This is a genomic window from Halobellus limi (assembly GCF_004799685.1).
GTDB lineage: Archaea > Halobacteriota > Halobacteria > Halobacteriales > Haloferacaceae > Haloquadratum > Haloquadratum limi.
The window spans coordinates 130,303-154,617 of record NZ_CP031311.1 but is presented as its reverse complement, the minus strand read 5'-3'; the positions used below and the strand labels follow the sequence as shown (position 1 = coordinate 154,617).

23 protein-coding genes are annotated in these 24,315 nt (G+C 67.9%); 3 read left to right on the top strand and 20 right to left on the bottom strand.

Going from position 1 to position 24,315, the window contains the following annotated elements; translation table 11 throughout:
- Positions 1 to 78 precede the first annotated feature (78 nt).
- The 12 genes from DV707_RS00745 to DV707_RS00690 form a co-directional block, all read right to left on the bottom strand.
- A complete protein-coding gene (locus DV707_RS00745) occupies positions 79 to 1,218 on the bottom strand; it encodes an aspartate aminotransferase family protein (protein ID WP_103991076.1) in 1,140 nt (379 codons plus the stop codon).
- Positions 1,215 to 2,312: an acetylglutamate/acetylaminoadipate kinase gene (locus DV707_RS00740; protein WP_103991077.1), complete on the bottom strand. Its 1,098-nt coding sequence runs from the start codon at positions 2,310 to 2,312 to the stop codon at positions 1,215 to 1,217. Before DV707_RS00740 ends, DV707_RS00745 begins: the two co-directional genes overlap by 4 nt.
- 35 nt (positions 2,313 to 2,347) lie before the next feature.
- Positions 2,348 to 3,418 carry an N-acetyl-gamma-glutamyl-phosphate reductase gene (gene argC, locus DV707_RS00735; protein WP_103991078.1) on the bottom strand — a complete coding sequence of 357 codons (1,071 nt, stop codon included), beginning with the start codon at positions 3,416 to 3,418 and terminating at the stop codon, positions 2,348 to 2,350.
- Positions 3,415 to 4,287, bottom strand: coding sequence for a lysine biosynthesis protein LysX (gene lysX, locus DV707_RS00730; RefSeq protein WP_103991079.1), 873 nt, complete (start codon positions 4,285 to 4,287; stop codon positions 3,415 to 3,417). Before lysX ends, argC begins: the two co-directional genes overlap by 4 nt.
- Before the next feature lies 1 nt (position 4,288).
- Positions 4,289 to 4,468, bottom strand: coding sequence for a lysine biosynthesis protein LysW (gene lysW / locus DV707_RS00725; RefSeq protein ID WP_103991080.1), 180 nt, complete (start codon positions 4,466 to 4,468; stop codon positions 4,289 to 4,291).
- 204 nt (positions 4,469 to 4,672) lie between these two features.
- Entirely contained in the window at positions 4,673 to 6,154 is a 1,482-nt protein-coding gene (gene argH, locus DV707_RS00720; RefSeq protein ID WP_103991081.1) for an argininosuccinate lyase, read from the bottom strand.
- Between the two features lie 3 nt (positions 6,155 to 6,157).
- Entirely contained in the window at positions 6,158 to 7,372 is a 1,215-nt protein-coding gene (locus DV707_RS00715) for an argininosuccinate synthase (protein WP_103991082.1), read from the bottom strand.
- A gap of 343 nt (positions 7,373 to 7,715) precedes the next feature.
- Positions 7,716 to 8,921: a cation:proton antiporter gene (locus tag DV707_RS00710; protein WP_103991083.1), complete on the bottom strand. Its 1,206-nt coding sequence runs from the start codon at positions 8,919 to 8,921 to the stop codon at positions 7,716 to 7,718.
- Entirely contained in the window at positions 8,921 to 9,406 is a 486-nt protein-coding gene (locus DV707_RS00705; protein WP_103991084.1) for a cation:proton antiporter regulatory subunit, read from the bottom strand. Before DV707_RS00705 ends, DV707_RS00710 begins: the two co-directional genes overlap by 1 nt.
- Before the next feature lie 101 nt (positions 9,407 to 9,507).
- A complete protein-coding gene (locus DV707_RS00700) occupies positions 9,508 to 10,161 on the bottom strand; it encodes a diacylglycerol/polyprenol kinase family protein (protein ID WP_235010737.1) in 654 nt (217 codons plus the stop codon).
- 3 nt (positions 10,162 to 10,164) lie between these two features.
- Positions 10,165 to 11,964, bottom strand: a complete 1,800-nt coding sequence (glyS, locus tag DV707_RS00695; protein ID WP_103991085.1) for a glycine--tRNA ligase — start codon at positions 11,962 to 11,964, stop codon at positions 10,165 to 10,167.
- Entirely contained in the window at positions 11,964 to 12,809 is an 846-nt protein-coding gene (locus DV707_RS00690) for a CBS domain-containing protein (RefSeq protein ID WP_103991086.1), read from the bottom strand. The genes glyS and DV707_RS00690 overlap by 1 nt, the downstream gene beginning before the upstream one ends.
- Before the next feature lie 533 nt (positions 12,810 to 13,342).
- On the opposite strand from DV707_RS00690, the gene DV707_RS18530 reads away from it, so the two are divergent.
- From DV707_RS18530 to DV707_RS00680, 3 genes are all read left to right on the top strand, one after another.
- Positions 13,343 to 13,510, top strand: a complete 168-nt coding sequence (locus DV707_RS18530) for a DUF7556 family protein (RefSeq protein ID WP_200820857.1) — start codon at positions 13,343 to 13,345, stop codon at positions 13,508 to 13,510.
- A gap of 101 nt (positions 13,511 to 13,611) precedes the next feature.
- Complete coding sequence (locus DV707_RS00685; protein ID WP_103991088.1) at positions 13,612 to 14,031, top strand: PPC domain-containing DNA-binding protein; 420 nt, start codon at positions 13,612 to 13,614, stop codon at positions 14,029 to 14,031.
- Positions 14,032 to 14,033: 2 nt separating this feature from the next.
- Positions 14,034 to 17,804, top strand: a complete 3,771-nt coding sequence (locus tag DV707_RS00680; RefSeq protein WP_103991089.1) for a DNA polymerase II large subunit — start codon at positions 14,034 to 14,036, stop codon at positions 17,802 to 17,804.
- Between the two features lie 244 nt (positions 17,805 to 18,048).
- Here DV707_RS00680 and DV707_RS00675 read toward each other — a convergent pair whose 3' ends face one another.
- The 8 genes from DV707_RS00675 to DV707_RS00640 all read right to left on the bottom strand — a co-directional run bounded on the left by DV707_RS00675 (position 18,049) and on the right by DV707_RS00640 (position 24,244).
- Positions 18,049 to 18,444 (bottom strand): uroporphyrinogen decarboxylase/cobalamine-independent methonine synthase family protein, encoded by a 396-nt coding sequence (locus tag DV707_RS00675; RefSeq protein ID WP_103991090.1) that lies wholly within the window; start codon positions 18,442 to 18,444, stop codon positions 18,049 to 18,051.
- A 265-nt stretch (positions 18,445 to 18,709) separates the two neighbouring features.
- Positions 18,710 to 20,257: a sulfatase gene (locus DV707_RS00670; protein ID WP_103991091.1), complete on the bottom strand. Its 1,548-nt coding sequence runs from the start codon at positions 20,255 to 20,257 to the stop codon at positions 18,710 to 18,712.
- Between the two features lie 77 nt (positions 20,258 to 20,334).
- A complete protein-coding gene (locus tag DV707_RS00665; RefSeq protein ID WP_103991092.1) occupies positions 20,335 to 20,694 on the bottom strand; it encodes a NifU family protein in 360 nt (119 codons plus the stop codon).
- A 90-nt stretch (positions 20,695 to 20,784) separates the two neighbouring features.
- The gene (locus DV707_RS00660; protein WP_103991093.1) at positions 20,785 to 21,108 is read right to left on the bottom strand and encodes a DUF5783 family protein; all 324 of its coding nucleotides are present in this window, start codon (positions 21,106 to 21,108) and stop codon (positions 20,785 to 20,787) included.
- Positions 21,109 to 21,267: 159 nt separating this feature from the next.
- The gene (locus tag DV707_RS00655) at positions 21,268 to 21,753 is read right to left on the bottom strand and encodes a hypothetical protein (protein ID WP_103991094.1); all 486 of its coding nucleotides are present in this window, start codon (positions 21,751 to 21,753) and stop codon (positions 21,268 to 21,270) included.
- Positions 21,754 to 21,843: 90 nt separating this feature from the next.
- Positions 21,844 to 22,899 carry an inorganic phosphate transporter gene (locus DV707_RS00650; RefSeq protein WP_103991095.1) on the bottom strand — a complete coding sequence of 352 codons (1,056 nt, stop codon included), beginning with the start codon at positions 22,897 to 22,899 and terminating at the stop codon, positions 21,844 to 21,846.
- Positions 22,900 to 23,071: 172 nt separating this feature from the next.
- Positions 23,072 to 23,446, bottom strand: coding sequence for an Hsp20/alpha crystallin family protein (locus DV707_RS00645; RefSeq protein WP_103991096.1), 375 nt, complete (start codon positions 23,444 to 23,446; stop codon positions 23,072 to 23,074).
- A 108-nt stretch (positions 23,447 to 23,554) separates the two neighbouring features.
- The gene (locus tag DV707_RS00640; protein ID WP_103991097.1) at positions 23,555 to 24,244 is read right to left on the bottom strand and encodes an RNA ligase partner protein; all 690 of its coding nucleotides are present in this window, start codon (positions 24,242 to 24,244) and stop codon (positions 23,555 to 23,557) included.
- Positions 24,245 to 24,315 lie beyond the last annotated feature (71 nt).

Sequence of the window (24,315 nt, the reverse complement as noted above, 5' to 3'; positions counted from 1 at the left end):
TGAATTCGACGGCGTCGCCCTCGCCCGCCGGCACCGACTCGCCGTCGGTCGCGACCTCCTCGTCGTCGAGTTCGGCGCTCATTGCAGCACCTCCACGAGGGAGTCGACGAACTGGTCGGCGTGGCGCTCGTCGATCACGAGCGGCGGGAGCAGGCGGACGACCGTCCGGCCGGCCGGCAGCGCCAGGATCTGCTCGGACAGCGCGAGGTTCTTGAGCACGCGGTTCGCGCCGCGCTTCACCTGGATGCCGATCATCAGACCGACGCCGCGCACCTCGCGGACGGGCAGATCGTGTTCGTCGACGGCGGCCTCCAGTTCGCTCCGGAGGTACTCGCCGACCGCGGCGGCGTGACCCGGAACGTCCTCCTCGACGACCGTGTCGAGGGTGGCGTTGGCCGCGGCGCAGACGACGGGGCCACCGGAGAACGTCGACCCGTGGTCGCCGGGGTCCTCCGCGATCCAGTCCTTCACCAGGGTCGTCCCCAGGGGCAGGCCGTTGGCGATTCCCTTCGCCGACGTGAGGATGTCGGGTTCGACGCCGACGCCCTCGCAGGCCCACAGGTCGCCCGTGCGCCCGACGCCGGTCTGGATCTCGTCGAAGACGAGCGCCGCGCCCGCCTCCTCGGTCACCTCGCGCGCGTGACGGAGGTACTCCGCGGAGGCGGGGTGGATACCGCCCTCGCCCTGGATCGGCTCTAAGAAGAGCGCGGCCGTCTCCTCGTCGACGGCGTCGGCGAGCGCCTCTTCATCCCCGTAGGGAACGAACTCGACGCCGCCGGCCAGCGGCTCGAACGGCTCCTTGTACTTGTCCTTCCAGGTCATCGCGAGCGCCCCCAGCGTCCGGCCGTGGAAGCCGCGCTTGGTCGCGACGATCTTCGAGCGGCCCGTCGCGGAGCGGGCGAACTTCATCGCCGCCTCGTTGGCCTCGGTCCCGGAGTTACAGAGCCAGACGTTGTCCGCGTCGCCCGGCGCGAGCGTCGCGAGCTTCTCGTACAGTTCCGTGCGGACGTCGACCGGGTACGACGCCTGGACGTAGGTCAGTTTCGCGGCCTGCTCCTGGATGGCTTCCGTCACCGCGGGGTGGGAGTGCCCGAGCGAGGCGACGGCGTAGGAGGCCCCGAAGTCGAGGTACTCGGTGCCGTCTTCGCCGTAGAGGTACGCGCCCTCGCCCGATTCGATCTGTATCGGTTTCTCCGAGAAGACGAATCCGCCGGTCATTGTGTCACCTCCGTCTCGTCGGCGTCGTCGCCCGTATCGTCCGTCTCCCCCGAAGTGTCGTCCGTCTCCTCCGAAGCGTCGTCCACGACCGCGCTCGCGTGGATGTGCGTCCCACTGCCATCGAGTGCAGCCAGGATCGGGTCGTCGGCGTTCGCGTTGGCGACGACGACCGTCACCGCGCCGCCGTCGAGCGCCTCCTTCGCCGCCATCACCTTCTTCGTCATAAATCCTTCCGCAGCGTCTTTCAGTGTATCAAATTCGTCGGGCGTCGACACCGACCCGATCAGCGTCGACGCGTCGTCGGGGTCGGCGTAGACGCCGGCGACGTCCGTGAGGACGACCAGTTCCGCCCCGAGCGCGCCGGCGACGGCCGCCGCGGCGCGGTCGGCGTCGGCGTTGACCGCGACGCCGTCGTCGGCGAGCATCGGGACGGTCACGACCGGCGTGTAGCCGTCGGCGAGCAGGGTTTCGAGCAGCGACCCGTTCACCTCGGTGATCTTCCCCGAGTGATCGCCGCGCTTGATCTTCTTTTTCCCGTTCTCGATCACCCGGACGGCCGACTTGCGCGGTCCGGTCAGGAGGCCGCCGTCCACTCCGGAAAGGCCGAGCGCGTCGACGCCGGCGTTGCGAAGGGTGACCGTGAGGTCGGTGTTCAATTTCCCCGGCATCACCATCGAGAACACCTCCATCGTGCGCTCGTCGGTGAAGCGCCCGACGACGCCGCCGGGCGTCTCGACGTACGTGGGCTCCTCGCCCAGTTCTTCGAGGGTGTCGTCGACGGCGGTCGAGCCGCCGTGGACGACGACGACCTCGCGCCCGTCGGCGACGAGTTCGGCCACGTCCTCTACCGCGCCCGCGGGATCGACCGCGCGCGCGCCGCCGACCTTCACGACGACCGGCGGGCGCGACGCGTCGCTGCCGCCGTCTGTCAGGGCGTCACCGTCGATGACGACGCGCTCGGAAGCGACGCCGCTGTCGGCGTCCGCCGCGGGTCGACCGCCGTCGGTCCGGAGCGGTCGCGCCGCCTCGGTCTCGAACTGCTGCGTCTGGCGGGCGTCGCGTGCGTCGTCGTGGGTGGTGGGTTCGGTGGTCATACGTGTCCTTCGTGGTGCGTGAGAATCGGTGCTCGTCAGGGTGCGCCGACGGGGTGGAGGCCGGCGAACTCCAGGCCGGCGGTCTCCTCGATGCCGAGCGCGACGTTCGCGGCGTGGACGGCCTGTCCGGCCGATCCCTTCATCATGTTGTCGATCGCCGAGAAGACGACCAGTCTGCGATTGCCGGGGTCGACCTCGAAGCCGACCTCGCCGAAGTTGGTCCCGGCGACGGCCTTCGGCTCGGGGTAGCGGTAGACGCCGCCACCGCCAGCGACGGTCCGCATAAACGGCTCGTCGGCGTAGGCCTCGCGGTAGGCCGTCCAGAGGTCGCCCTTCGAGACGGGCGCGTTCGGGAAGAGGTGGCAGGTCGCGCTCGCGCCGCGGGTCATGTCGACCGCGTGGACGGTGAAGGAGACCGAGAGGCCGAGGAACTGCTCGATCTCGGCCTCGTGGCGGTGCCCCGTCGGCGCGTACGGGCGGACGATGCCCGAGCGCTCGGGGTGACTGGAGGCGTCGCCGCCGCCGGCGCCGCCCTCCGAGGAGCCGACCTTCACGTCGACGACCGCCTGCTCGTCGCCCTCCAGGATGCCGGCGTCGAAAAGCGGCTTCAGCCCGAGGATCGTCGCGGTGGCGTTGCAGCCGCCGGAGGCGATGAGGTCCGCGCCGGGGAGATTTTCCCTGTTTATCTCCGGCAGGGCGTACTCCGACTTCTCCAGGTACTCGGGACAGACGTGCCCGTCGTACCACTCGTCGTACTGGTCCTCCGAATCCAGCCGGAAGTCAGCCGAGAGGTCGACGACCGTGTCCGCCGCGTCTCGGAACTCGTCGACGTGCTCCATCGAGACGCCGTGCGGCGTCGCCGCGAAGAGCACGTCGACGGATTCGAGGTCCTCGGGGGAGGTAAAGCGCAGATCCATCTCGCGGAGGTTCGGGTGGACGTGCCCGACCGTCTTGCGCTCCTTCGAGCGGCTCGTCGCCTGCACGACGTCGAATTCGGGGTGCTGATACAGGAGGCGAAGGAGTTCGCCGCCGGTGAACCCCGAGCCGCCGACGACGGAGGCGGTGTAGGCCGCGTCGTCGCCGGCGTCCGTGTGGGAAGCACTCATACAGTCGTCTCTGTCTCCGCCGCTTGTTCGGCTTTCGATTCGAGCCAGTCGACGACCCTCGCGGGGACGTCGACGTCGACGGCGTCGTTCAGCGCCTTGAACTCGACGGTGTGGTTGACCTCGTGGACGGTGTAGTCCGATCCGGTCTCCATCAGGTCGACGCCGAGCAGGCCGCCGCCGACGGCGTCGGAGGCGGCGGCGACGAGTTCTCTCGCGCGGTCGTCGAGCTCGAACTCGGCCACCTCGCCGCCCTTCGAGGCGTTGGTGAGCCAGTGGTCCGACGAGCGCGTCTCCGCGGCGATCGGTTCGCCGTCGGCCGCCAGGACGCGGATGTCGCGGCCGGGCTTCTCGACGAACTCCTGGACGTAGAACACCTTGTGCTGGTAGTGCCCCAGCGTCGCCTTGTGTTCGAGGATGGCCTCGGCGGCCGAGGGGGTCTCGACCTTCGCCATCAGGCGGCCCCACGAGCCCACGACGGGCTTCAGGACGCAGGGGTAGCCGAACTCCTCGATGGTCTCCATCGCGGAGTCGACGGTGTAGGCGACCTCCGTGTTCGGCGTCGGCACGCCAGCGCGTTCGAGCGCGAGGCTGTTCTTCACCTTGTCGGCGCAGACGTCCGCAGTCTCGGCGCTGTTGACGACGGGGACGTCGTAGGCGTCGAGGAACTGCGTCGTGTAGAGGCTGCGACTCGTCGCCAGACAGCGGTCGACGACGAGATCGACGCCGTCGAACGATTCCGGCGGTTCGGCGATGTTGAACTGCTCCTTCCGGACGTCGATCTTCTCCACCTCGTGGCCGCGCTCGCGAAGCTCCGTGAGGAGGAGCTTCTCGTCCTTCCGAATCCGGGAGTAGAGCAGCCCAACCTTCATCTTATTCGCCCCAGTCCTCTTCGAGCTCCGGGGCCTCTTCGAGTGTCAGCGGATCGGTCGAGACGACCTCCAGCTCCGCGCCGGTCGCGGGACTGTCGACGATCTCGCCGACCTCGACGTCGGCGGGAATCTCGATCTCCTCTCCGGTCAGCGGGTCTTCGGCGGTGATGGTTGCTGCCATACCCGTCGATGGGCGAGGAAGCGACTTAAACCCATCGAAGTTGTCGGATAAATTAACTGATCAGCGAAACCACTAACGGCGTAAAACAGTCGATCAGTCCGCCCGTGTGAAATCGGTGTCTGATTTCATATGTTATCGTCCCCGGGAGGGGACCGTCGCGGCCGACGTCGGAGATGCGGTCCGGGGACCGCCCACTCTCGGCGCTCACACATATCTGTCGACCTCCGATCCGAGCGTCTCCGCGGCGGCGTCCAGCGCGTCGCGGCGGTCCCCGAGGGCCGCCGCGTCGGCGTCGATCCCCGCTTCGGCGTCGTCGAGCTGGGCGGCCACGGCCTCTGGGGCGGGGCCGCCGGCCGAGTCGCGGCTCGCGACGCTCTGGACGGGATCGAGTGCGGCCTCGACGCGCTCGCGGCTCACGTAGGTGAAGAGGGACTCGCCGAGCACGTCGCCTGCGACCGCGTCAAGTGTTGCGAGGTCCGGCGTCTCGCCGTCGGCGCGCTCGGCGGCCGCCGCGAGCACCTCGTGAGCGGTGCGGAACGGCACGCCCGCCATCGCGAGCGCGTCCGCGACGCCCGTCGCCGTCGAGAAGCCCTCCCCGGACGCCGCTTCGAGCGTCTCTTCGGGCCACTCGGCGGTGGCGACCGCGCCGGCGGCGACGGCGGTCGCCTCCGACACCGCGTCGACCGTCTCCCAGGCGTGCGGCGTCGCGCGCTGGAGGTCGCGGTTGTACGCGCGCGGGAGCCCCTTCAGCGTCGTCAGCAGGCCGGAGAGGCCGCCGACCGCGTCGCCCGCGACCGCGCGGACGAGTTCTAAGGTATCCGGATTCACCTTCTGGGGCATGATCGACGACGTCGAGGAGTACTCGTCGGCGAGGTCGACGTGCCCCTTGTTCGCGAAGATCACGAGGTCCTCCGCGAGGCCCGAGAGCGTCGTCGCGTGCGTCGCGAGCGCCGCCGTCGACTCCGCGAGGAAGTCCCTCCCCGCCGAGGCGTCCATCGAGTTCGCGACGACGCCGTCGAAACCGAGCAGCTCGGCGGTCCGCTCGCGGTCGATGTCGAACGGCGTCCCGGCGAAGGCCGCCGCGCCGAGCGGCGAGCGGTTCGTCCGGTCGTAGGCGTCCAGCAGGCGCGCGGTGTCGCGGGCGAACGCCGACTCGTAGGAGAGCAGAAAGTGCGCGACCGTCGTGGGCTGGGCGGGCTGGAGGTGCGTGTAGCCGGGCATCACGGTGTCGACGTGCTCGGCCGCGACCTCGACGAGCGCCTCGCGGAGGGCGACCGTCGCCTCGATGGATTCGAGAAGGTCCTCGCGCAGGCGGTGGCGGATGCAGGTCGCGACCTCGTCGTTCCGACTGCGGGCGGTGTGCATCTTCCCCCCGTCCTCGCCGACGCGTTCGACGACGGCCGTCTCGATGGCCTCGTGGACGTCCTCGCCCTCGGGGAGCGCGCCGTGGCCCGCCGCCTCGATCTCGTCGAGGGCGGCGAGGATCTCGCCGACGACGTCGTCGTCGACGACGTCCTGCTCGGCGAGCATCACCACGTGCGCGCGGTCGACCGCGAGGTCGGCGGCGAAGATCCGCTCGTCGGCGGCGAGGCTGGACATAAATCCGCGCGCGGGGCCGCCGCTGAAGCGGTCGCGGCGGACGACGCCCGAGCGTTCTTCGCCGTGGTCAGCGCCCTCGCCCGTCATTTTTCACTCCCAGTCGCCTTCGTCGTCGTTCTCGGCGGCGTCGATCGCGGCGTTCGCGAGGCGCGACTGGAACCCGTGGTACTTCGCGACGCCCGTCGCGTCCTGCTGGGTGATGTCGCCGACGCCGGAGGTGTTGAACGAGGCGGCGTCCTCCGAGTAGGCGGCGTACTCCGACTCGCGGGCCACCGGGCGGGCCTGCCCGCCCTGGAACTTGATCGTCACGGTGCCGGTGACGCGGGACTGCGTCTCGTCGATGAAGCCCTCCAGGGCGTCGACGAGCGGGTGGTCGACGAGGCCCTCGTAGCCCTTCTGGGCCCACTCGTCGTCGATCGAGCGCTTGAAGTCGCGCTCGTCCTTCGTGAGGACGAGTTGTTCGAGGGCCTCGTGGGCGGTCAGAAGCGTCGTCGCCGCCGGGTGCTCGTAGTTCTCGCGGACCTTCAGCCCGAGCATCCGGTCTTCCATCATATCCGTGCGGCCGACGCCGTGTTTGCCGGCCTGCTCGTTCAGCGTCTCGATGAGTTCCGTCGGGGAGCGGTCCTCGCCGTCGAGGGCGACCGGGTAGCCGTCCTCGAACGTGATCTCGACTAGCTCGGTCTCGGTGGCGTTGGCGGGGTCGTCGGTCCACTCGTAGATGTCCTCCGGCGGGACGTAGCCGGGGTCTTCCAGCTGACCGCCCTCGACGGAGCGGCTCCAGAGGTTCGTGTCGATCGACCAAACTCCCGAATTCCCCGACTGGACGGGGAGGTCGTGTTCCTCGGCGTACTGCTGTTCCCACTCGCGGGTGAGTTCCAGTTCGCGGACCGGCGCGACGACGTCGAGGTCGGAGGCGCGCCAGACGACCTCGAAGCGGAGCTGATCGTTGCCTTTGCCGGTGCAGCCGTGAGCGAGGGCGTCGCAGCCCTCCTCTTCCGCCACTTCCAGGATCGCGTTCGCGATCACCGGGCGGGCCAGCGCCGTGCCGAGCGGGTAGCCCTGATACGTCGCGTTCGCGCGGACGGAGTCGAAACAGAGGTCTGCGAACTCGTCTTTCGCGTCGACGACGTGCAGGTCTAGGCCGTGCGCGTCGGCGGTCTCCTGTGCCTCCTCGAACTCCGATTCGGGCTGGCCAACGTCGACGGTCACGCCGACGACTTCGTCGTAGCCGTACTCCTCCTGCAGGAGCGAGACGCAGACTGTGGTGTCGAGGCCGCCCGAGAACGCGAGTGCCACGCTTGTCATTATATCTCCGAATCGGACGCTCTTCCGTATAAATTACACGGTTTGAATTTTGGAAATTAAACCGCAGAGATGCCTATAGAGACGCTAGTCGCTTGTGAAGTCCTTCGATGCAACGTGGAAAGAGAGGTAGTAGTGGGCCTAGGCGGCCCGTCGTCGCGGTCGCCGCGCGGCGTCGGTCGTCTCGGGAGAACACGGCGCGGGACGGGGCGAGACGACCGCAGCCACGGCTCTCCGGGGAGCGCGAACGCGCGTGGGAGAGAGCCGCGTCATTGCCAGCTACCAGTCGTTCGAGCGCACTAAACGTTTTCGGGATTCGACCACGCCGACGTTCGATCACGTCGGCTCACGTCGACGCCCCGGTATCCGAGCGCACGCGATCGAGCAGCCCCTCCACGCGATCGGCGCGCTGCATCAGCAGCGTCCCGACGACGCTCATCACGAGGACGTACCCGACCGCGAGCGCCGGGATCGTCTCTCGCATCACCGTCGTCGACCCGCCCGCGGCGAGCGCGGCGATGACGAGCGAGAACTCCCCGCGCGGCACCAGACCGAGGCCGACGCGGAACGACCGGTGCTCGGAGAGGTCGTAGACGCGCCCGCCCAGGTAGCCCGAGAGCAGTTTCGCGGGGGTCGTCAGGAGGACGGCCGCCGCGAGCGGCAGGGCGATACCGGGGAGCAATCGGGGGTCGGTGCCGACGCCGATCCAGAAGAAGAACACGGCGGCGAAGACGTCGCGGACGGGCGTCAGCTGCCGTTCGATCCGCTCGCGGTGGCCGCTGGTCGAGAAGCCCATCCCGACGAAGAACGCCGCGACGGCCTCGCTCACGCCCAGCGCGAGCGCGACCCCCGCGATCGGGACGACCACGCCCAGGATCCGGAGGACGAACGACTCCGTATCGGAGACGTCGAGGACGCGCGAGAAGAACTCGGTGCCGTACTGGACGGCGAGGAGGAGCGCCCCCAGGAAGCCGAAGGCGATAGCCAGCGAGCGCCCGAGGCCGCTCACTCCGGCGTCGGCGCCGCCGAGGACGAGCGAGGTGACGACCGCGAGGTAGACGGCGATGAGGAGGTCCTCGAAGACGAGCGTCCCGAGGATCGGGTCGGCCTCGTCGTTGGCGATCCACCCCAGGTCGATGAGGGTCTTCGTGATGATCGCCGACGAGGAGATGTAGACGATCCCGCCGAGGAGGAGTGCTTCGACGACCGACCACCCGAGCGCGAGGCCGATCGCGATCCCGAGCGGGAGGTTGATCGCGGCATCGATCACGCCCGCGCGGGTGATCCGCGAGCGCGCCGCGAGCAGGCGGTCCAGGCTGAACTCCAGGCCCAGGAAGAACAGAAGCAAGACGATTCCGACCTCCGCGAGGACGGTGAGGAGTTCTCCATTGGAAACGTAGGGGACGCCGAATCGACCGGCGACGAACGGGCCGGCGAGCATCCCGCTCACGACGTACAGCGGGATCACCGAGAGGCCGATCCGCAGCGCCGCGGCTCCGGCGATCGCGAGCACGGCGAACACCTGGCCGAGTTCTAACAGCCCGGCCGCCATTATGTCCCGTCCACGCGCGACTGGAAGTCCTCGCAGTTCTCCCGGGTGCCGACGACGACGAGCCGGTCACCCGCGCGGATCGTCGTCTCCGCCCCCGGCGACGGGATCACGTCGGTGCCGCGCTCGACGGCGACGACCGAGGCTCCCGTCTCCGCGCGGAGGTCGGACTCCCCGAGCGTCTGCCCGGCGATCGGGGAGTCCTCGCCGACGTCGACCCACTCGAGGAGCGTGTCGCCGCCGAGCAGCGTCTCGATGTCCTGAGACTTGACGGGCTGGAAGTACGCGCCCTCCAGGATCGTCCCGACCTGTCGGGCCAGGCGGTCGGGCAACTCGAACAGTTTCTCGGAGTCGCTGTCGGGGTCCGCGCGCAAGAACACCTCTCGGCGCCCCTCGTTGTGGGTCACGACGACGAGCTGTGACCCGTCCGGCAGGTCGATCTCGTGTTTCTTTCCGACGCCCGGGAGGTCGCTCTCGTAGACCGTCACAGCCCGCGTTTCGTCGTGATCGTACAAAAATCGTCGTGTGGGTCGGCCGGAGAGCGTCGCGGTCGGCTCCCCCAGAGAACGGAACCCCGACTCAAACGCCGTCACCCGAACACCGGCGCGGCGCGCGTCACCGCGAGGACGACGCCCGCGGCGACCGACGCCGCCGGGGGGATCGAGAGGTTGTCGTCGACGACGTAGCCCGCGACGACGGGTTTGAAGCCGTCGGCGAGCGTCGCGCCGAGCGCCCCCGCGACCGACGCCGCGAGGCCGGCCGCGACGCCCGCGGCGGGCAGGAGAAACGGGAGCGAGACGGCGAGACAGACCGCGAACATCGCCCCGAGCGTCCGCAGTCGCTTCGGCTCGCCGGCCTCGCGGGTCGTCCCGAGCACGCCCGAGATCGGGTCGCCGATGGTCAGCATCAGCGCGGCGGGAACCGCGACGTGCGGGGCGAAGGTGAGGACGACTGCGGTGATGCTGAACACGAAAAGCGCGTAGCCCGCGACGTTCGACTGCTCGTAGGAGCGCGTGAGGTTGTCGTAGACGGACCAGTCGAGGCCGACGACGAGTCGAAAGAACTCCAGGGTCGCGGCGATCGCCGAGGCGAGCAGCATCACGTAGCCGAGTTGCGTCCACGTCGCGAGGCCGAGGACGTACAGCAGCGGGAGCCCGGTCCCGCTGGCGTGGACCAGCCGCCGTCTGAACTCGCTCCGGGACACCCCCGCGAGCACGCCGGTCGACGACTGGGAGGGAGACACTGTCTACGCGTCCGCGCCCGGCGCGACGAGGTCGTACTCGGCGACCAGGTCGTCGAAGGGGCGCTCGCCGTCCGAGACGGCGCGGAGCTCTTCGACCAGAGCGTCGATCGGAACGCGGACCTGCCGGGCGGTGTCGCGCTCGCGGATCGTGACGGTGTCGGGGCCGTCGCCCTCCAGGCCGTCGCGGTCGACGGTGACGCAGAAGGGCGTGCCGACCTCGTCCTGGCGACGGTACCGACGGCCGATGCTACCGGAGTCGTCGTAGACGACGCTGAAGCCCGACTCCCTGAGGTCGTCGACGAGCGCCTCCGCGCGCGCGGTGAGTTCCTCGACGTTCGAGACCAGCGGGAAGACGCCGACGTCCGTCGGCGCGACCGTCGGCGAGAGCGAGAGGAACGACCGCGTCTCGCCGTCGACCTCGTCCTCGTTGTACCCGTGCGCCAGCAGCGTGTACACCGTCCGGTCGACACCGAACGACGGCTCGATCACGTGCGGGGTGATGTGCTCGCCCGAGACGGTCTGCTCTTCGACCCGGAAGTTCGCCACGTCCGCGTCGACGGTCTTGGTCTCGCCGCCGACGGTGACCGCGACCGTCTCCGACTCGAACGCCGCGGGGTCGCGCTCTGCCAGCTCTTCGAGCGCCGACTTCACGTCGGCGGCGGCCCCGCCGAACTCGGGGCCGAGAACGCTCATATCGGGGTCGACGACCGCTCTCTCGACCGTCTTCGGCTCGTCGAACTGCCGGAAGATGGTGAAGTCGTCGTCGCTGTGCTCGCCGTGCTTCGAGAGGTCGTAGTCGCCCCGATACGCGAAGCCCGCGATCTCGATCCAGTCGCCGTCGACTTCGCTTTCCGCGTCCCAGCAGTCCGCGGCGTAGTGGGCCCGCTCGCCCGCGAGGTGCTGGCGGAAGCGGAAGCGGTCCATGTCGACGCCGACGCGCTCGTACCACTCCTGGGCGATGCCGAGGAAGTAGCCGATCCACGCGTCGCCGACGATACTCTCGTCGACGGCCTCGCCGACCGTCGTCTCGACGTACTCGCCGTCCTCGCTCCCCTGCTCGGTCGCGGGGTACAGCGTCACCTCGACGTCTTCGACCGAGTCGAGGTCGGGCTCGTCGCGCTCGGGGTCGACGAACTGCTCTAACTCCGCCTGCGTGAACTCCCGCGTGCGGACGATGCTCTTCCGCGGCGAGATCTCGTTTCGGTAGGCGCGGCCGATCTGCGTCGCGCCGAACGGGAGGCTGTTGCGCGCGTACTCCTTGATGCGCGGGAACTCGACGAAGATGCCCTGTGCGGTCTCCGGGCGGAGGTACCCCGGCGTCGACGACCCCGGCCCGATGTTCGTCTCGAACATCAGGTTGAAGTCCTCGATCTCCTCGCCCGCGAGGGCACCGCCGCAGTTCGGACACCGGAGGTCGTTGTCGGCGATCAGCTCTTCGACCTCCGCGATCGGCAGCGACTCGGCGTCCTCGACGTCGGTGTTGTCCTCGACGAGGTGGTCCGCGCGGTGGGACTCCCCGCACTCGGGACACTCGACGAGCATGTCGTCGAAGCCGTCGAGGTGACCCGACGCCTCGAAGACGGGTTCGGGCATGATCGTCGGCGCCTCGATCTCGAAGTTGCCCTCCTGGACGGTGAAGCGGTCGCGCCAGGCGTCCTCGACGTTCGACTTCAGCGCCGCGCCCTGCGGACCGAAGGTGTAGAAGCCGGCGGCGCCGCCGTAGGCCCCGCTCGCGCCGAAGAAGTAGCCCCGGCGCTTGGCCAGTTCGGCGAGCCGTTCCCCCTCGGTTCGCTCCTCGCTCATTACAGCGCCTCCAGGAGGTCGACGTCGCGGACGATGCCGATCAGTTCGTCACCGGTGACGAGCGGGATCTGCTCGATGTCCTCGGTGATCATCGCCTGGGCGACCTCGACGACGGACTTGCGCTTCGAGACCGTCACCAGGCCGTCGGACATGAACTTCGAGGCGGGTTCGGAGGGGAGTTCGACGTTCCGGGTCGGGACGTAGCGCTTCCCGATGGCCTTGATTCCCTCCCACATCCACTCGTCGTCCTGGCCGGCGACGGAGTCGCCGGTGTCGTCCTCACCCTCGACGACGCGGGCGACCTCGATGATGTCGACCTCGGTGAGGATGCCGCTCATCCGGCCGTCGTCGTCGAGACAGACCGTGTAGGGGACGTTCGCGTAGTAGATTTCGCGCTCGGCGACCGGCAGCGGCGTCCCGGCGTAGGTCGTGTTCACGTCCGCGGTCGCGACGTCGCCGGCGGTGGCGTCGGTGTCGACCTCGCCGCGGGCGATGGCGTGGACGACGTCGGTGACGGTGACGATCCCCTCCAGTCGGCCGTCGACGACGGGGACGCGTCGGGAGCCGGTGTCGAGCATCAGGTGTGCCGCCTCCTCGACGCTCGTGTCGGCGGTGACCGTCGGGACCTCGCGCATCAGGACCGCGAGCTGGTCCTCGTCGGGTCGTTCGATCAGTTCCTCGCGGGAGACGAGCCCGCGGTACTCCTCGCCGTCGGGGCCGTCTTTGACCACCGGGACCGAGGAGAAGCCGCGCTCCTGCAGGTACTCCAACACGTCGTCGCGGGTCCCCGGGAGTTCGACAGTGACAACGTCCTCGCGGGGAGTCATCGCGTCGGCAACGTTCATGGGGCGTTGTACTGCGTCACACCTCTTGTACTCTTTGAAGGTTCTCGGAGGGCTTCGCGGACGGTTCTCGTCGGTGTGCGTCGATACGCGCCGCCGGGAGAGACCCAGCGGCCGCCGGACCGCGGTCGGTCCGGTGTTCGCACCGTCGGCCGTGTCCCTGGATCATCGTATCGGCTTGCCCCTCGATATCGTATCGGCCGTGACCCTCGATATCGTATCGGCCGTGACCCTCGATATCGTATCGGCCGTGCCCATCGCTCGCAGTGTCGGGCGCGTCCGATCCGCCGGCGCTCGCGGCCCCGGGATCGCGACAGCCGTCGCGGCGGTACAGCCGGACGATCTCAGGCGGCTGCGACACCCCGCAGGTTGCTACACGTTCGCACGGATAGCCGGCTGAGATACAGCATACGTTTTCCGTTAGTCGTTACTTATACACTAACGTGCTATTTCACACGCCATAATATACATAATCGTGAAATAACTCACGGCAGCGATCCGACGGGTTTATGTATGAATGAGACACACTCACAAACATGACGCCGAATGCGACGGCTGTGTCCGACGCGTCGCGCGCCGAGGTGATGGCCTCGGTGGACTCCACTCCCTCCCAATCGGAGTTCATCATCGCGGACATCTCCCGCGATGACGCGTGGCTCTCGATGCGACTGTCCGAAGCGCCGTCGCTTCGAGACTGGGCGTAGGGCGTCCGCTCGGTGACCGATCTTTTTTCGGGAGCCACCGGTCGATAGCCGCGGGGCCGCGACCAGCAGGATTTTTGTCCGCGTCTCCCGACGAGGTGGATATGCACTATCGCGAGGTCGACGCGAGTCGGGAGTTCCTGCTTCGACTCGAAACGGGGGCGGACTGGCGCACCGAGATCGAGGAGTTCGCCGACCTCGAAGGGATCGACGCCGCGTGGTTCCAGGCGATGGGGGCCGTCCAGGACGCCGAGGTGTGGTTCTACGACCAGGAGGACAAAGAGTACCAGTCGGTGACCTTCGACGAACCCCTGGAGGTGGCCGCCTGCGTCGGTAACGTCGCCGACCTCGACGGAGAGCGCTTCGCTCACACTCACGCGGTGCTCTCTCGGCCGAGCGGGCAGGCGCTCGCGGGACACCTCAACGCCGCGACCGTCTTCGCCGGCGAGGTGTACCTCCGCGCGTTCGACGACGCGCTGGTCCGCGAGCACGACGAGACCACCGACCTGGACCTCTGGCTGTAACCGTGCGGGAGGAGGACGAGCGGTACTTCGAGCGGATCGAATCCCGGCTCGACGAGGCGTTCGACCGCGCCGAGCGCGCGAAGGGGATGGGCTACGACCCCGAACCCGAGGTCGAGATTCCCGTCGCGAAGGACATGGCCGACAGGGTGGAGAACATCCTCGGCATCCCCGGCGTCGCAGAGCGGGTCCGCGAACTCGAGGGCGAGATGTCCCGCGAGGAGGCCGCCTTAGAGCTCGTGACCGACTTCGTCGAGGGGACCGTCGGCGACTACGACGGCCGCGCGGGGAAGGTCGAGGGCGCGGTCCGGACGGCCGTCGCACTCCTCACTGAGGGCGTCGTCGCCGCGCCGATCGAGGGGATCGACCGCGTCGAGATCTTAGAGAACGACGACGGCACGGAGTTCGTGAACGTCTACTACGCGGGACCGATCCGCTCGGCGGGCGGGACCGCACAGGCCCTCTCGGTCCTCGTGGCCGACTACGCCCGCTCGCTGCTCGGCATCGACGAGTACGACGCGCGGACGGTGGAGACAGAGCGGTACGCCGAGGAGATCTCGCTGTACGACAAGGAGACGGGCCTCCAGTACTCGCCGAAGGACAAGGAGACGAAGTTCATCGCCGAGCACATGCCGATCATGCTCGACGGCGAGGCCACCGGCGACGAGGAGGTCTCGGGCTTCCGCGACCTCGAACGCGTCGACACCAACAGCGCGCGAGGGGGGATGTGCCTCGTCCTCGCGGAGGGAATCGCGCTCAAGGCCCCGAAGATCCAGCGCTACACCCGCGGCCTCGACGAGGTCGACTGGCCGTGGCTCCAGGACCTCATCGACGGCACGATCGGGAAGGACGAGGCGGACGCAGAGACCGCCGATGCCGAAAATACGGCGGGCGGCGAGGACGAGGAATCGGCGGCGGACACCGAGAGCGGAGACGGGGGTGAGGAGAGCGACGGCGAGACCGAAACACCGGACGGCGCCGACGACGAACCCGCAGGGCCGCCGCGCCTCGACCCGTCGACGAAGTTCCTCAGAGACCTCATCGCCGGCCGCCCCGTGTTCGGCCACCCGAGCGCCGAGGGCGGGTTCAGGCTCCGGTACGGCCGCGCGCGAAACCACGGGTTCGCGACCGCCGGCGTCCACCCGGCGACGATGCACCTCGTCGACGACTTCCTCGCGACCGGGACGCAGATCAAGACCGAACGGCCGGGCAAGGCCGCCGGCGTCATCCCCGTCGACTCCATCGAGGGACCGACGGTCCGACTCGCGAACGGGGACGTCCGGCGGATCGACGACCCCGAGGAGGCTCTCGAAGTCAGAAACGGCGTCGAGAAGATCCTCGACCTCGGGGAGTACCTGGTGAACTTCGGGGAGTTCGTCGAGAACAACCACCCGCTCGCGCCCGCCTCCTACGTCTACGAGTGGTGGGTCCAGGACTTCGAGGCCGCGGGCGCGCCCGTCCAGGCGCTCGAAGACGACCCCGGGATCGATCTCGAACGCCCGACTCCGGCGGAGGCCGAGGAGTGGGCGACGGAGTACGACTGCCCGCTGCATCCCGAGTACACCTACCTCTGGCACGACGTCTCCGTCGCGCAGTTCGAGGAGTTAGCCGACGCCGTCGCGGACGGTCGTCTCGTCGGCAGGGAGGCCGACGGGGGTCTCGCAGAAACCGGAGACGGGACGCCGTCGTCGGACGCGAAAAAGGCCGGCGACGGCCGAGTCGACGACGATCGCGTCCTCGAACTGGCCAATACCGAAACCGTCGCCGAGACGCTCGAAGGCCTGCTCGTCGAGCACACCCAGAGCGGCGAGGCGATCCGGGTCCCCGAGTGGCGACTGCTGGTCCGCTCGCTCGGGTACATCGTCGAGGAAGGCGGGTCGACCTCGGCCGTCGACGAGGGCGAGCCGGAGTCGGACCTCGACGCGGGACAGTCGGCGTCGGACGTCGACGCGGGCGCGTCGCCCCCGACGCTCGATCGGACGTGGGAGCCGGCGGACCTCTCGCCGGCCGCCCGCGAGTGGGACGGCGGCGCGAGCGCCGTGAAGGCCGTGAACGAGGTCGCACCGTTCGAGGTCCGCGAGCGCGCGCCGACCCGGATCGGCAACCGGATGGGTCGGCCCGAGAAGTCCGAGTCCCGCGACCTCTCGCCGGCGGTTCACACGCTCTTCCCCATCGGCGAGGCCGGCGGGAGCCAGCGCGACGTCGGCGAGGCCGCCCGCGGTAGAGACGAGCAGGGTCGCCGCGGCGTCGTCGACGTCCGCGTCGGCGACCGCGTCTGCCCCGACTGCGACGCTCACACCTACCGGACGACCTGTCCCGACTGCGGGACGCACACCGAACCGCACTACGAGTGCGAGGAGTGCGGGCGGGTGGTCGAGCCCGATGAGTCCGGCCGCGTGCACTGCGACCGCTGCGACCGCGACGTCACCAGCCCCGACTGGTTCTCGATCGACGTCGGCGAGGAGTACCGCCGCGCGCTCGAAACGGTGGGCGAGCGGGAGTCCGCCTACGAGATCCTGAAAGGGGTCAAGGGACTGACCTCCGCGGACAAGACCCCCGAACCGATGGAAAAGGGGGTTCTGCGCGCGAAGAACGGCGTCACCTCGTTCAAGGACGGCACGGTCCGCTACGACATGACGGACCTCCCCGTCACCGCGGTCCGCCCCTCGGAACTCGACGTGACCGCCGCGGACTTCCGCGAGCTGGGCTACGAGACCGACGTCGACGGCGAACCCCTGAAGTTCGACGACCAGCTCGTCGAGCTGAAAGTCCAGGACATCGTCCTCTCCGACGGCGCGGCCGAGCACATGCTCAAGACCGCGGACTTCGTCGACGACCTCCTCGAACAGTACTACGGCCTCCCGCCGTTCTACGAGGTCGACGAGCGCGAGGACCTCGTCGGCGAACTCGTCTTCGGGATGGCCCCGCACACTTCTGCTGCTGTTGTCGGCCGCGTCGTCGGCTTCACTTCCGCCGCCGTCGGATACGCGCATCCGTACTTTCACGCCGCAAAGCGGCGGAACTGTGATGGTGATGAAGATTGCGTGATGCTGCTGATGGACGGCCTTCTGAACTTCTCGAAACAGTACCTCCCCGACAAACGCGGCGGCCAGATGGACGCGCCCCTGGTGATGTCCTCCCGCATCGACCCGAGCGAGATCGACGACGAGGCGCACAATATGGACATCGTGCGGCAATATCCCCGAGAGTTCTACGAGGCCACGCTCGAACTCGACGACCCCGAGGCCGTCGAGGACCTGATTCAACTCGGCGAGGACACCCTCGGCACCGACGAGGAGTACCGCGGCTTCGATCACACCCACGACACCTCCGACATCGCGCTCGGTCCGGACCTCTCTGCCTACAAAACGCTCGGCTCGATGATGGACAAGATGGACGCGCAGTTAGAGCTCTCCCGAAAGCTCCGCGCCGTCGACGAGACCGACGTCGCAGAGCGCGTCATCGAGTACCACTTCCTGCCGGATCTGATCGGGAACCTCCGCGCATTTTCGCGACAGGAGACGCGGTGTCTCGACTGCGACGAGAAGTACCGGAGAATGCCGCTGACGGGCGACTGCCGCGAGTGCGGCGGCCGCGTCAATCTGACGGTGCATCAGGGCTCGGTGAACAAGTACATGGACACCGCGATCCACGTCGCCGAGGAGTTCGGCTGCCGCGAGTACACCAAACAACGGCTGGAAGTGCTCGAAAAGAGCCTGGAGTCCGTGTTCGAGAACGACAAGAACAAGCAGTCGGGGTTCGCGGACTTCATGTGAGCCCACCTTTTTCCACGGCGGGTTTCCTCGCTCACTGCGTTCGCTGCGGGAACCCGCCGCGAAAAACCTGGAGGGAAAAAGCCACGAGGCCCGCGTTCGCGGGCCTCGCGGTACAGCGACGGCTCCGACCGCGACGCGATAGCGACGAACTACGTCCGCAACACGTCTGCTGCACCTATTCCGAGGGCGTCTTCTGTGCCAGTGGGGACCAGATCCGGACGAGTCAAGCGCTACTAGGCAGTAATCAGAACACGCGCTCGGAGGCGAGTTCCGCGCCCTCAACGAGCGATTCGAGTTTCTGCCAGGCGATCTCGGGATGGAGTGCGCCGAAGCCCGCGAAGGTGCCGAGGCCGCAGTCAGCGCCGGCGACGACCCGAGTGGGATCGCCGACGGCGTCGACGAAGCGCTCGATCCGATCGGCGACCACGGCGGGCGGTTCAACGTAGTTGACGGTGACGTCGATGCCGATCTCGTCCTGGCGCCGGACGACCGATTCGGTCGCGGTGCGAACGGCATCCTGAAACGCGCTCGCGTCGACCGGCTTGCCGGCCTGCCGTCGTTCGAAGAACTTCAGGAGTTCCTCCGGACGGGGGAGGCTCCCGACGTGCGTCGTGCGGATTCGTTCGTCGTTGAGTGTCATAGTGCGTGCGGAACGAGGCCCCGGCGGGAAGTTATATTATTTATACCCCATAATTTTTCCACAATATATTACTGTTAGAAATTGATGACGCGCGGTTCCGGGCCGGGACGACTCGACAGTCCGATCTCACGAGGCCTCCGAAAACGGTTCAGACGGCAGTGGACGGCATCCAGACGGAGCGGGTAACTCCGGAAAAAGAGAGTACACGGGAAGGAAATACGAGACTCGATCCCGGAGCCAGAATAAGATCGTCGTCCGCGGCCCCCTATTCCAGGTACCCGAGGTCCCGCAGCCGCTCCTGCGCCTCGTCGTCCATCTCGTCGACGGCGTCGTCGGAGACGTCGTCGTCGAGCGCGTCGGTCCACGCGCCGCCGACCGCCGACTCGAAGGCCGAGAGCGTTTCGTCGACGTCCTCGATCGCCGGGTCGTCGCCGCCGGCCACGTTCTCCGTCTCCCCGGGGTCCTCGTCGAGGCGGTACGCCTCGTCGTCGATGCGATCGATCCGGACGTACTTGGCGTCGGTCCGGCGCGCGGCGCGCATCCGGGAGTAGAACCGCGAGTCGCTCGGGAGCGTGATCCCGGCGTCTGCGGCCTTCTCCTCCAGTTGGTTCAACTCGACGACGGGGCGGGAGTACTCGACGAAGGCGTACGCGCCCCCACCGCGCTGTCCGGGGTCGCGGTCGGCGTCAGCGAGGCCGTCGAATTTCCGATACGAATCGGAGACGAGCGAGCGGGTGTGGTCGAGACCGATGGCGTCCTCGCCGGGGGCGGCCGGCGTCCCACCCTCGACGTCGAGCGTGTCGAGGACGGTGTGGTACAGGTCGAGCAGTTCGACCTGATCCGTGCGCCGGTCGGCGTCGAGGTCGGGGTGTTTGACCAGCAGTGGAACGTTCACGAGCGGGTCGTACAGACAGAACTCGTGCCCGTAGAGATCGTGTTCGCCGTGGAGTTCGCCGTGGTCCGCGCAGACGACGACCATCGTGTCGTCCCACCGTCCCTCCGCCTTCAGCCAGTCGAACAGGCGGCCGAGTTGATCGTCGATGTGGGCGATCTCGGCGTCGTAGAGCCCGCAGATCGCTTCCCACTCGTCGTCGTCGATGTCGCGGGCCCCCGAGTTGTACTCCTTGGAGTTCTGACACACCGCCGTCGAGTCGACGCCGGGGGCGAACTCCTCGGCGAACTCCTCGGGCGGGTGATAGGGGAGATGGGCGTCCATCAGGTTGATGAAGGCGAACGACCGGTCGGCGTCCTCGACGAACGACTGCGTCCGGTCGATCACCGCGGGGGTCTTCGAGTCCGCGCCGCCACCGCCGGCGAAGTACTCGTGGGCGGTGTTCCCGAGGCTGACGAGTTTGTCCGCGACGGCCCGGAGCGCCTCGTTGTCGTTCATCGTCTTCCACGCGCGGGCGAGCGGTCCCGAGAGGAACTCGCCGGGCATCACCTCGAAGAAGTTGTCCTGATCGTCGAAGCCGTCGGTCAGGTGCGTGTAAGGCGTGATCCACGCGTTCGAGGAGTAACAGGCCGTGTCGTAACCCGCCGCAGAGAGCGTCTCCGCGAGCGTCGTCGCGCCTTCGAGGTAGGGGTTCTCCTGGTCCGCGCCGTGTCGAGACGGGTACATCCCCGTGAACAGCGAGGCGTGAACGGGGAGCGTCCAGGGCGCGGGCGCGACGGCCTGCTCGAAGACGGTCGCCTCCTCGGCGAAGGCCTCGAGGTTCGGCGTCGTCGGCCGGTCGTACCCGTACGGCGTGAGGCGGTCCTTCCGGACCGTGTCCATCACCACGAAGAGAACGTTCTCGGGTGATTCGGTGGTCATACTCACCTCTCACGGCGAGGAGGTCAAAGAGTCACCGGTCTGATCCGCTTATCGCAAAAAGCCGAGGAGAGGACGCCTCAGAACGGCGCCTGCGGACCTTCGTCGCTCTCGGTCTCCTCGCTCGAACTCTCGCCGGGGAACGACGGCGACATTCCCTCCTCGTGGCCGCCGCCACCCATTCCGGTCTCGGCGTGGACCGTCTCGATCTCGGGAATCTCTTTGACCATCCGGCTCTTGATCGCCTGGATCGTCATCGGCGAGATGCCGCAGCCCGAACACGCGCCGCCGAGCATGATCGTGACCTCGCCGCTCTCGCGGTCGAGGTTCTGGATGGCGGCGGAGCCGCCGTGCATCTGAATCTGCGGGAAGTTCCGGCGCAGGAAGTTCGTGACGCGCTCTTTCAGGTCGTCGTCGCCGCTTGCAGCGTCCGTGCTCATACCCCTCGCTTCGGCGGCGACGGGCTTAGGCCTTTGGTTCACCCGCGGGGCGGTCCCCCTAGTCGCACCGACGACGTCGGCTGTGACCGCTCACTCGGCGTCGTCGAGCCCGAAGACGCGGCGGTGCTGTCGGCGGAGCTCTTCGAGGTACGCCTCCAGCACGCCCGAGAGCTTCTCGTCGTCGACGACGACGGCGGTCAGTCGGTCCGTCGGGTTCTCCGGCAGTTCGATCCGGAACTCGCCGTTCTCGTAGAACGGCTCCGATTCGTTGAGGATCTGCTGGTCGATCGCGTGGACCAGTTCGGAGTCGTACCGGTCGTTCATCGTCTCGAAGGCGTTCTTGTACGCGCGCTGGAGTTCCGGGAAGTAGTTCGCGTACTTGTCCTCGAACTTTTCGGGGTCGAACTCGGTCATACCGGTGCTTCGTCGGGGAGGATACAAACCGGTTTTCGTCCGCGGGCGACGACCTCTCCGGACCGTCGGCTGCGACGGACGCCTGTGAGGCCCGTAATGGCAATCCCCCGAACGTCCGCTCGAATCGGTCCGACGGCGGGGGAGCGTCCGAACGGGCGGTCACTCCTCGGCTTCTTCGACCCGATTTTCGACGACTTCCTCGATCCGTTCTTCCATCCGCTCGTCTACTTTCTCTTCGACCTCTTCGCCGACGCGCTCTTCGACTCGCTGGTCCACCTGCTCTTCGACGCGTTCGTCGACCTGCTCGCCGACTTCTTCGTCGACGCGCTCTTCGACTTCCGCATCGACGCGCTCTTCGACTTCCGCACCGACGCGTTCACCCACCTGTTCCTGCACCTCCGCCTCCACCTGCGTTTCGGCCTCCCGGGAGACGGCTTCCTCGACGAGTCGCTCGTAGATCGACATCTTCTCCCAGATCCGAAGCAGGTAGCCGACGACGAGTCCGCCCTCGAACGCCGCGACGCGGGCGTCGACGCGGAAAACGAGGTAGCCGAAGCCGAGGATGAACAGCGCACCGTAGAGCAGTTCGATGTGGAACTGCGTCTGTCGGCCCTGAAACCGGGCACTCAGCGTGCTCAGTGACATTATCGGACGTTCGCCGTTCGCGTCCAAAAACGGTGCGGCTGTGGTCGGCGCGCGGGTCGGGAACACCAGGCGGTGTTGCGAGAGCCCCCGTCAGGCGATGAGCCGGAGTCGCTGTGCGACGTCGAAGGCGACGAAGGCGATCACGCCCGCGACCGTCGGCGTCGCGATCCACGTCGCGACGATGCGCTTCGTCGTCGCGGGGTCGAACAGATCGAGCTGGTCGCTCCCCCAGGTCGACCGTTCGCCGTCGGTGAGCCCCTCCGGACGGACGACCGCCTGGAGCGGCACGCGACGGCTCGCCCGCCCCCATCCGAGACCGATCACACAGGAGGTGAGCACGACCGCGAGGCTGGCCGGGATACCGGCCCAGCTCAGGCCGGTGAGGATCGACGCCGCGACGGTTTCGGCGATCAGCGAGGCCTCCAGCGAGAGGTCGGTGATGTCCTCGCCGACGGTCTCCATCGTGCGCGGGCCGAGCGCAAACGCCCCCGCGCCGATCGCCAGTCCGCCGAGCGCGACGCCCGAGACCATCCCGATCTGCCCGGACCCGACCAGCGGGGCGACGGCGTTGGCGACGTTCGACGCGCCGGCGGAGAAGGCCATATAACAGCCGATGGCGATCACCGCGAGTTCGGCGAGTCGGGTGTCGCGGGATTCGAGATCGAGCGCGTCGACGACGGCGTCGTAGAGGTACCGGCCGACGAACGCACAGAGCCAGAAGGCCAGGATCGTCGAGAGCAGCCACCACAGCACCACGATCCCGACCGTCCGCCAGTTGAGCACGCCGAGGGCCGCACCCATCCCGACGACGGCGGCGACGGCCGCCTGACTGGTGCTCGTCGAGACCTTCAGGACGTTTCCGAGCAGGATGCCGACGCCGATGAAGAGCAGGACGCCGATCGACGCGCCGGGCGTGAAGTACTCGGGCGGGACGAACCCCGCTCCGAGCGTCTCGACGACGTTCCTGCCGATCGTGATTCCGCCGAGGAGTACGAAGACGGCCATCAGAGCCGACGCCAGACGCATCGAGAGGACGTCGCTGCCCGTCGCCGGACCGAACGCGACGCCCGTCGAGGAACCGCCGATGTTGACGCCGACGAAGATCGCGACCGCGACGCCGAGAACGAACAGAGCCGAGGCTGCCATCGTCTCACAGTGAACACGTTCGACTCAAAGAGTCCTTCCGTTCTCCTGCGATCGGCTCGCGCCCCGTCAGGCTCGTGACCCGTCAGCGGCCACTCGCGTCGAGAGTCGAGGAGGAACGAGGTGATGCGTGTCGCGCCGAGACGCCGCTCGCTTCAGCTACGGCCGGCAGCGATCAACCCTCGATCGGGATCGTCTTGCCGTGGGTGGTTCCTTCCTCCTCAAGGGGGAGCGTCACCTCGAGGATGCCGTTCGTGTACGTCGCGTCGATGGCCTCGTCGTCGACGTCCTTCGGGAAGCGGAAGCGTCGGTGGTACGTCCGTTTCCGCCCCCGGTTCTCGTCGACGTGTTCGGCCGCGATGTTCAGCATTCCGTCGTCCCAGGCGAGGGTGATCTCGTCCCGATCGAACCCGGGCATCTCGACGGCGAGGACGAACTCTTCGTCCTCCTCGTACAGTTCGTAGTCTGTACTGCCAGCGTCGTCGAAAACTCGGGACGGGAGGCCGAGCCCCTGCGTCCAGGAACTCGTTGCGTCTGTCGGCAGCGCCATTGCTGGTCACCTCGATTGCATTTGTTGATTGTCCGCGGTTCGTAATAAATATTTCTGAGAATTGGTGGTTTGTGGGAAACTAACGAGGATAGCACCCGGATTCGGCTTTCATCCGGGGGCGAACCCGTCGACCCCGGACGCGCGGAGGTACTCCTCTAAGAGCGTCGGAAACTGCGCGCCGCGAACGTAGCGGAGACCGAACTCGTCGGCCCACGAGATGATCCCTCGGTCTTCGGTGACGACGCCGGCGTCGAGTTCCCGCGCGAGGACGAGGAGGTCGAAGTCCTCACGGGAGTCGAGCACGCCCTGTCGGAGCGCCTGTCGGTACTTGTCGCGCATTCCGGAGAGGATGCGGTCGGCCTCCGTCATATACGCCTCGGCGCTGTCTTCCCCGTCCCGCGTCAGTTCGCTCGGGTCCAGCTGTTCGACCTCTCGGAGCGCCTCCTCGGAGACCCGGAGCCCGCGGTCGACGCGATCGCTCATCTCGTCGATGAAGTTGTACACGATGTTCGCCGGGATGGTGACGCCGTAGCGGTCGGGGCTCTTGCGGACGACCCAGGTGTCGAGCCGCGAGAACACCTCCTCGTCGACGTCGCGGTCCCGAAGCATCGTCGCGAGTTCGTCGTGGATCGAGGGAGGCATGTGACAGGAGATGTTGAGCTCCAACCGCGCGGTCGCCACGAGGTCCAGCAGCCGAAGCGCGGCGTCCGTCAGCGACTCGCCGTCCCGACGGATCTCCTCGGTGATGAAAAGCGACGTGTCGAGGACGAACTGTTGTCGCGGCAGTTCCCCGGGCATACTCGCCGATTCGTACGGGGAGGATAAAAGATGTCACCCCGCAGGCGGCGACACCCGCGGACGGCGACGCG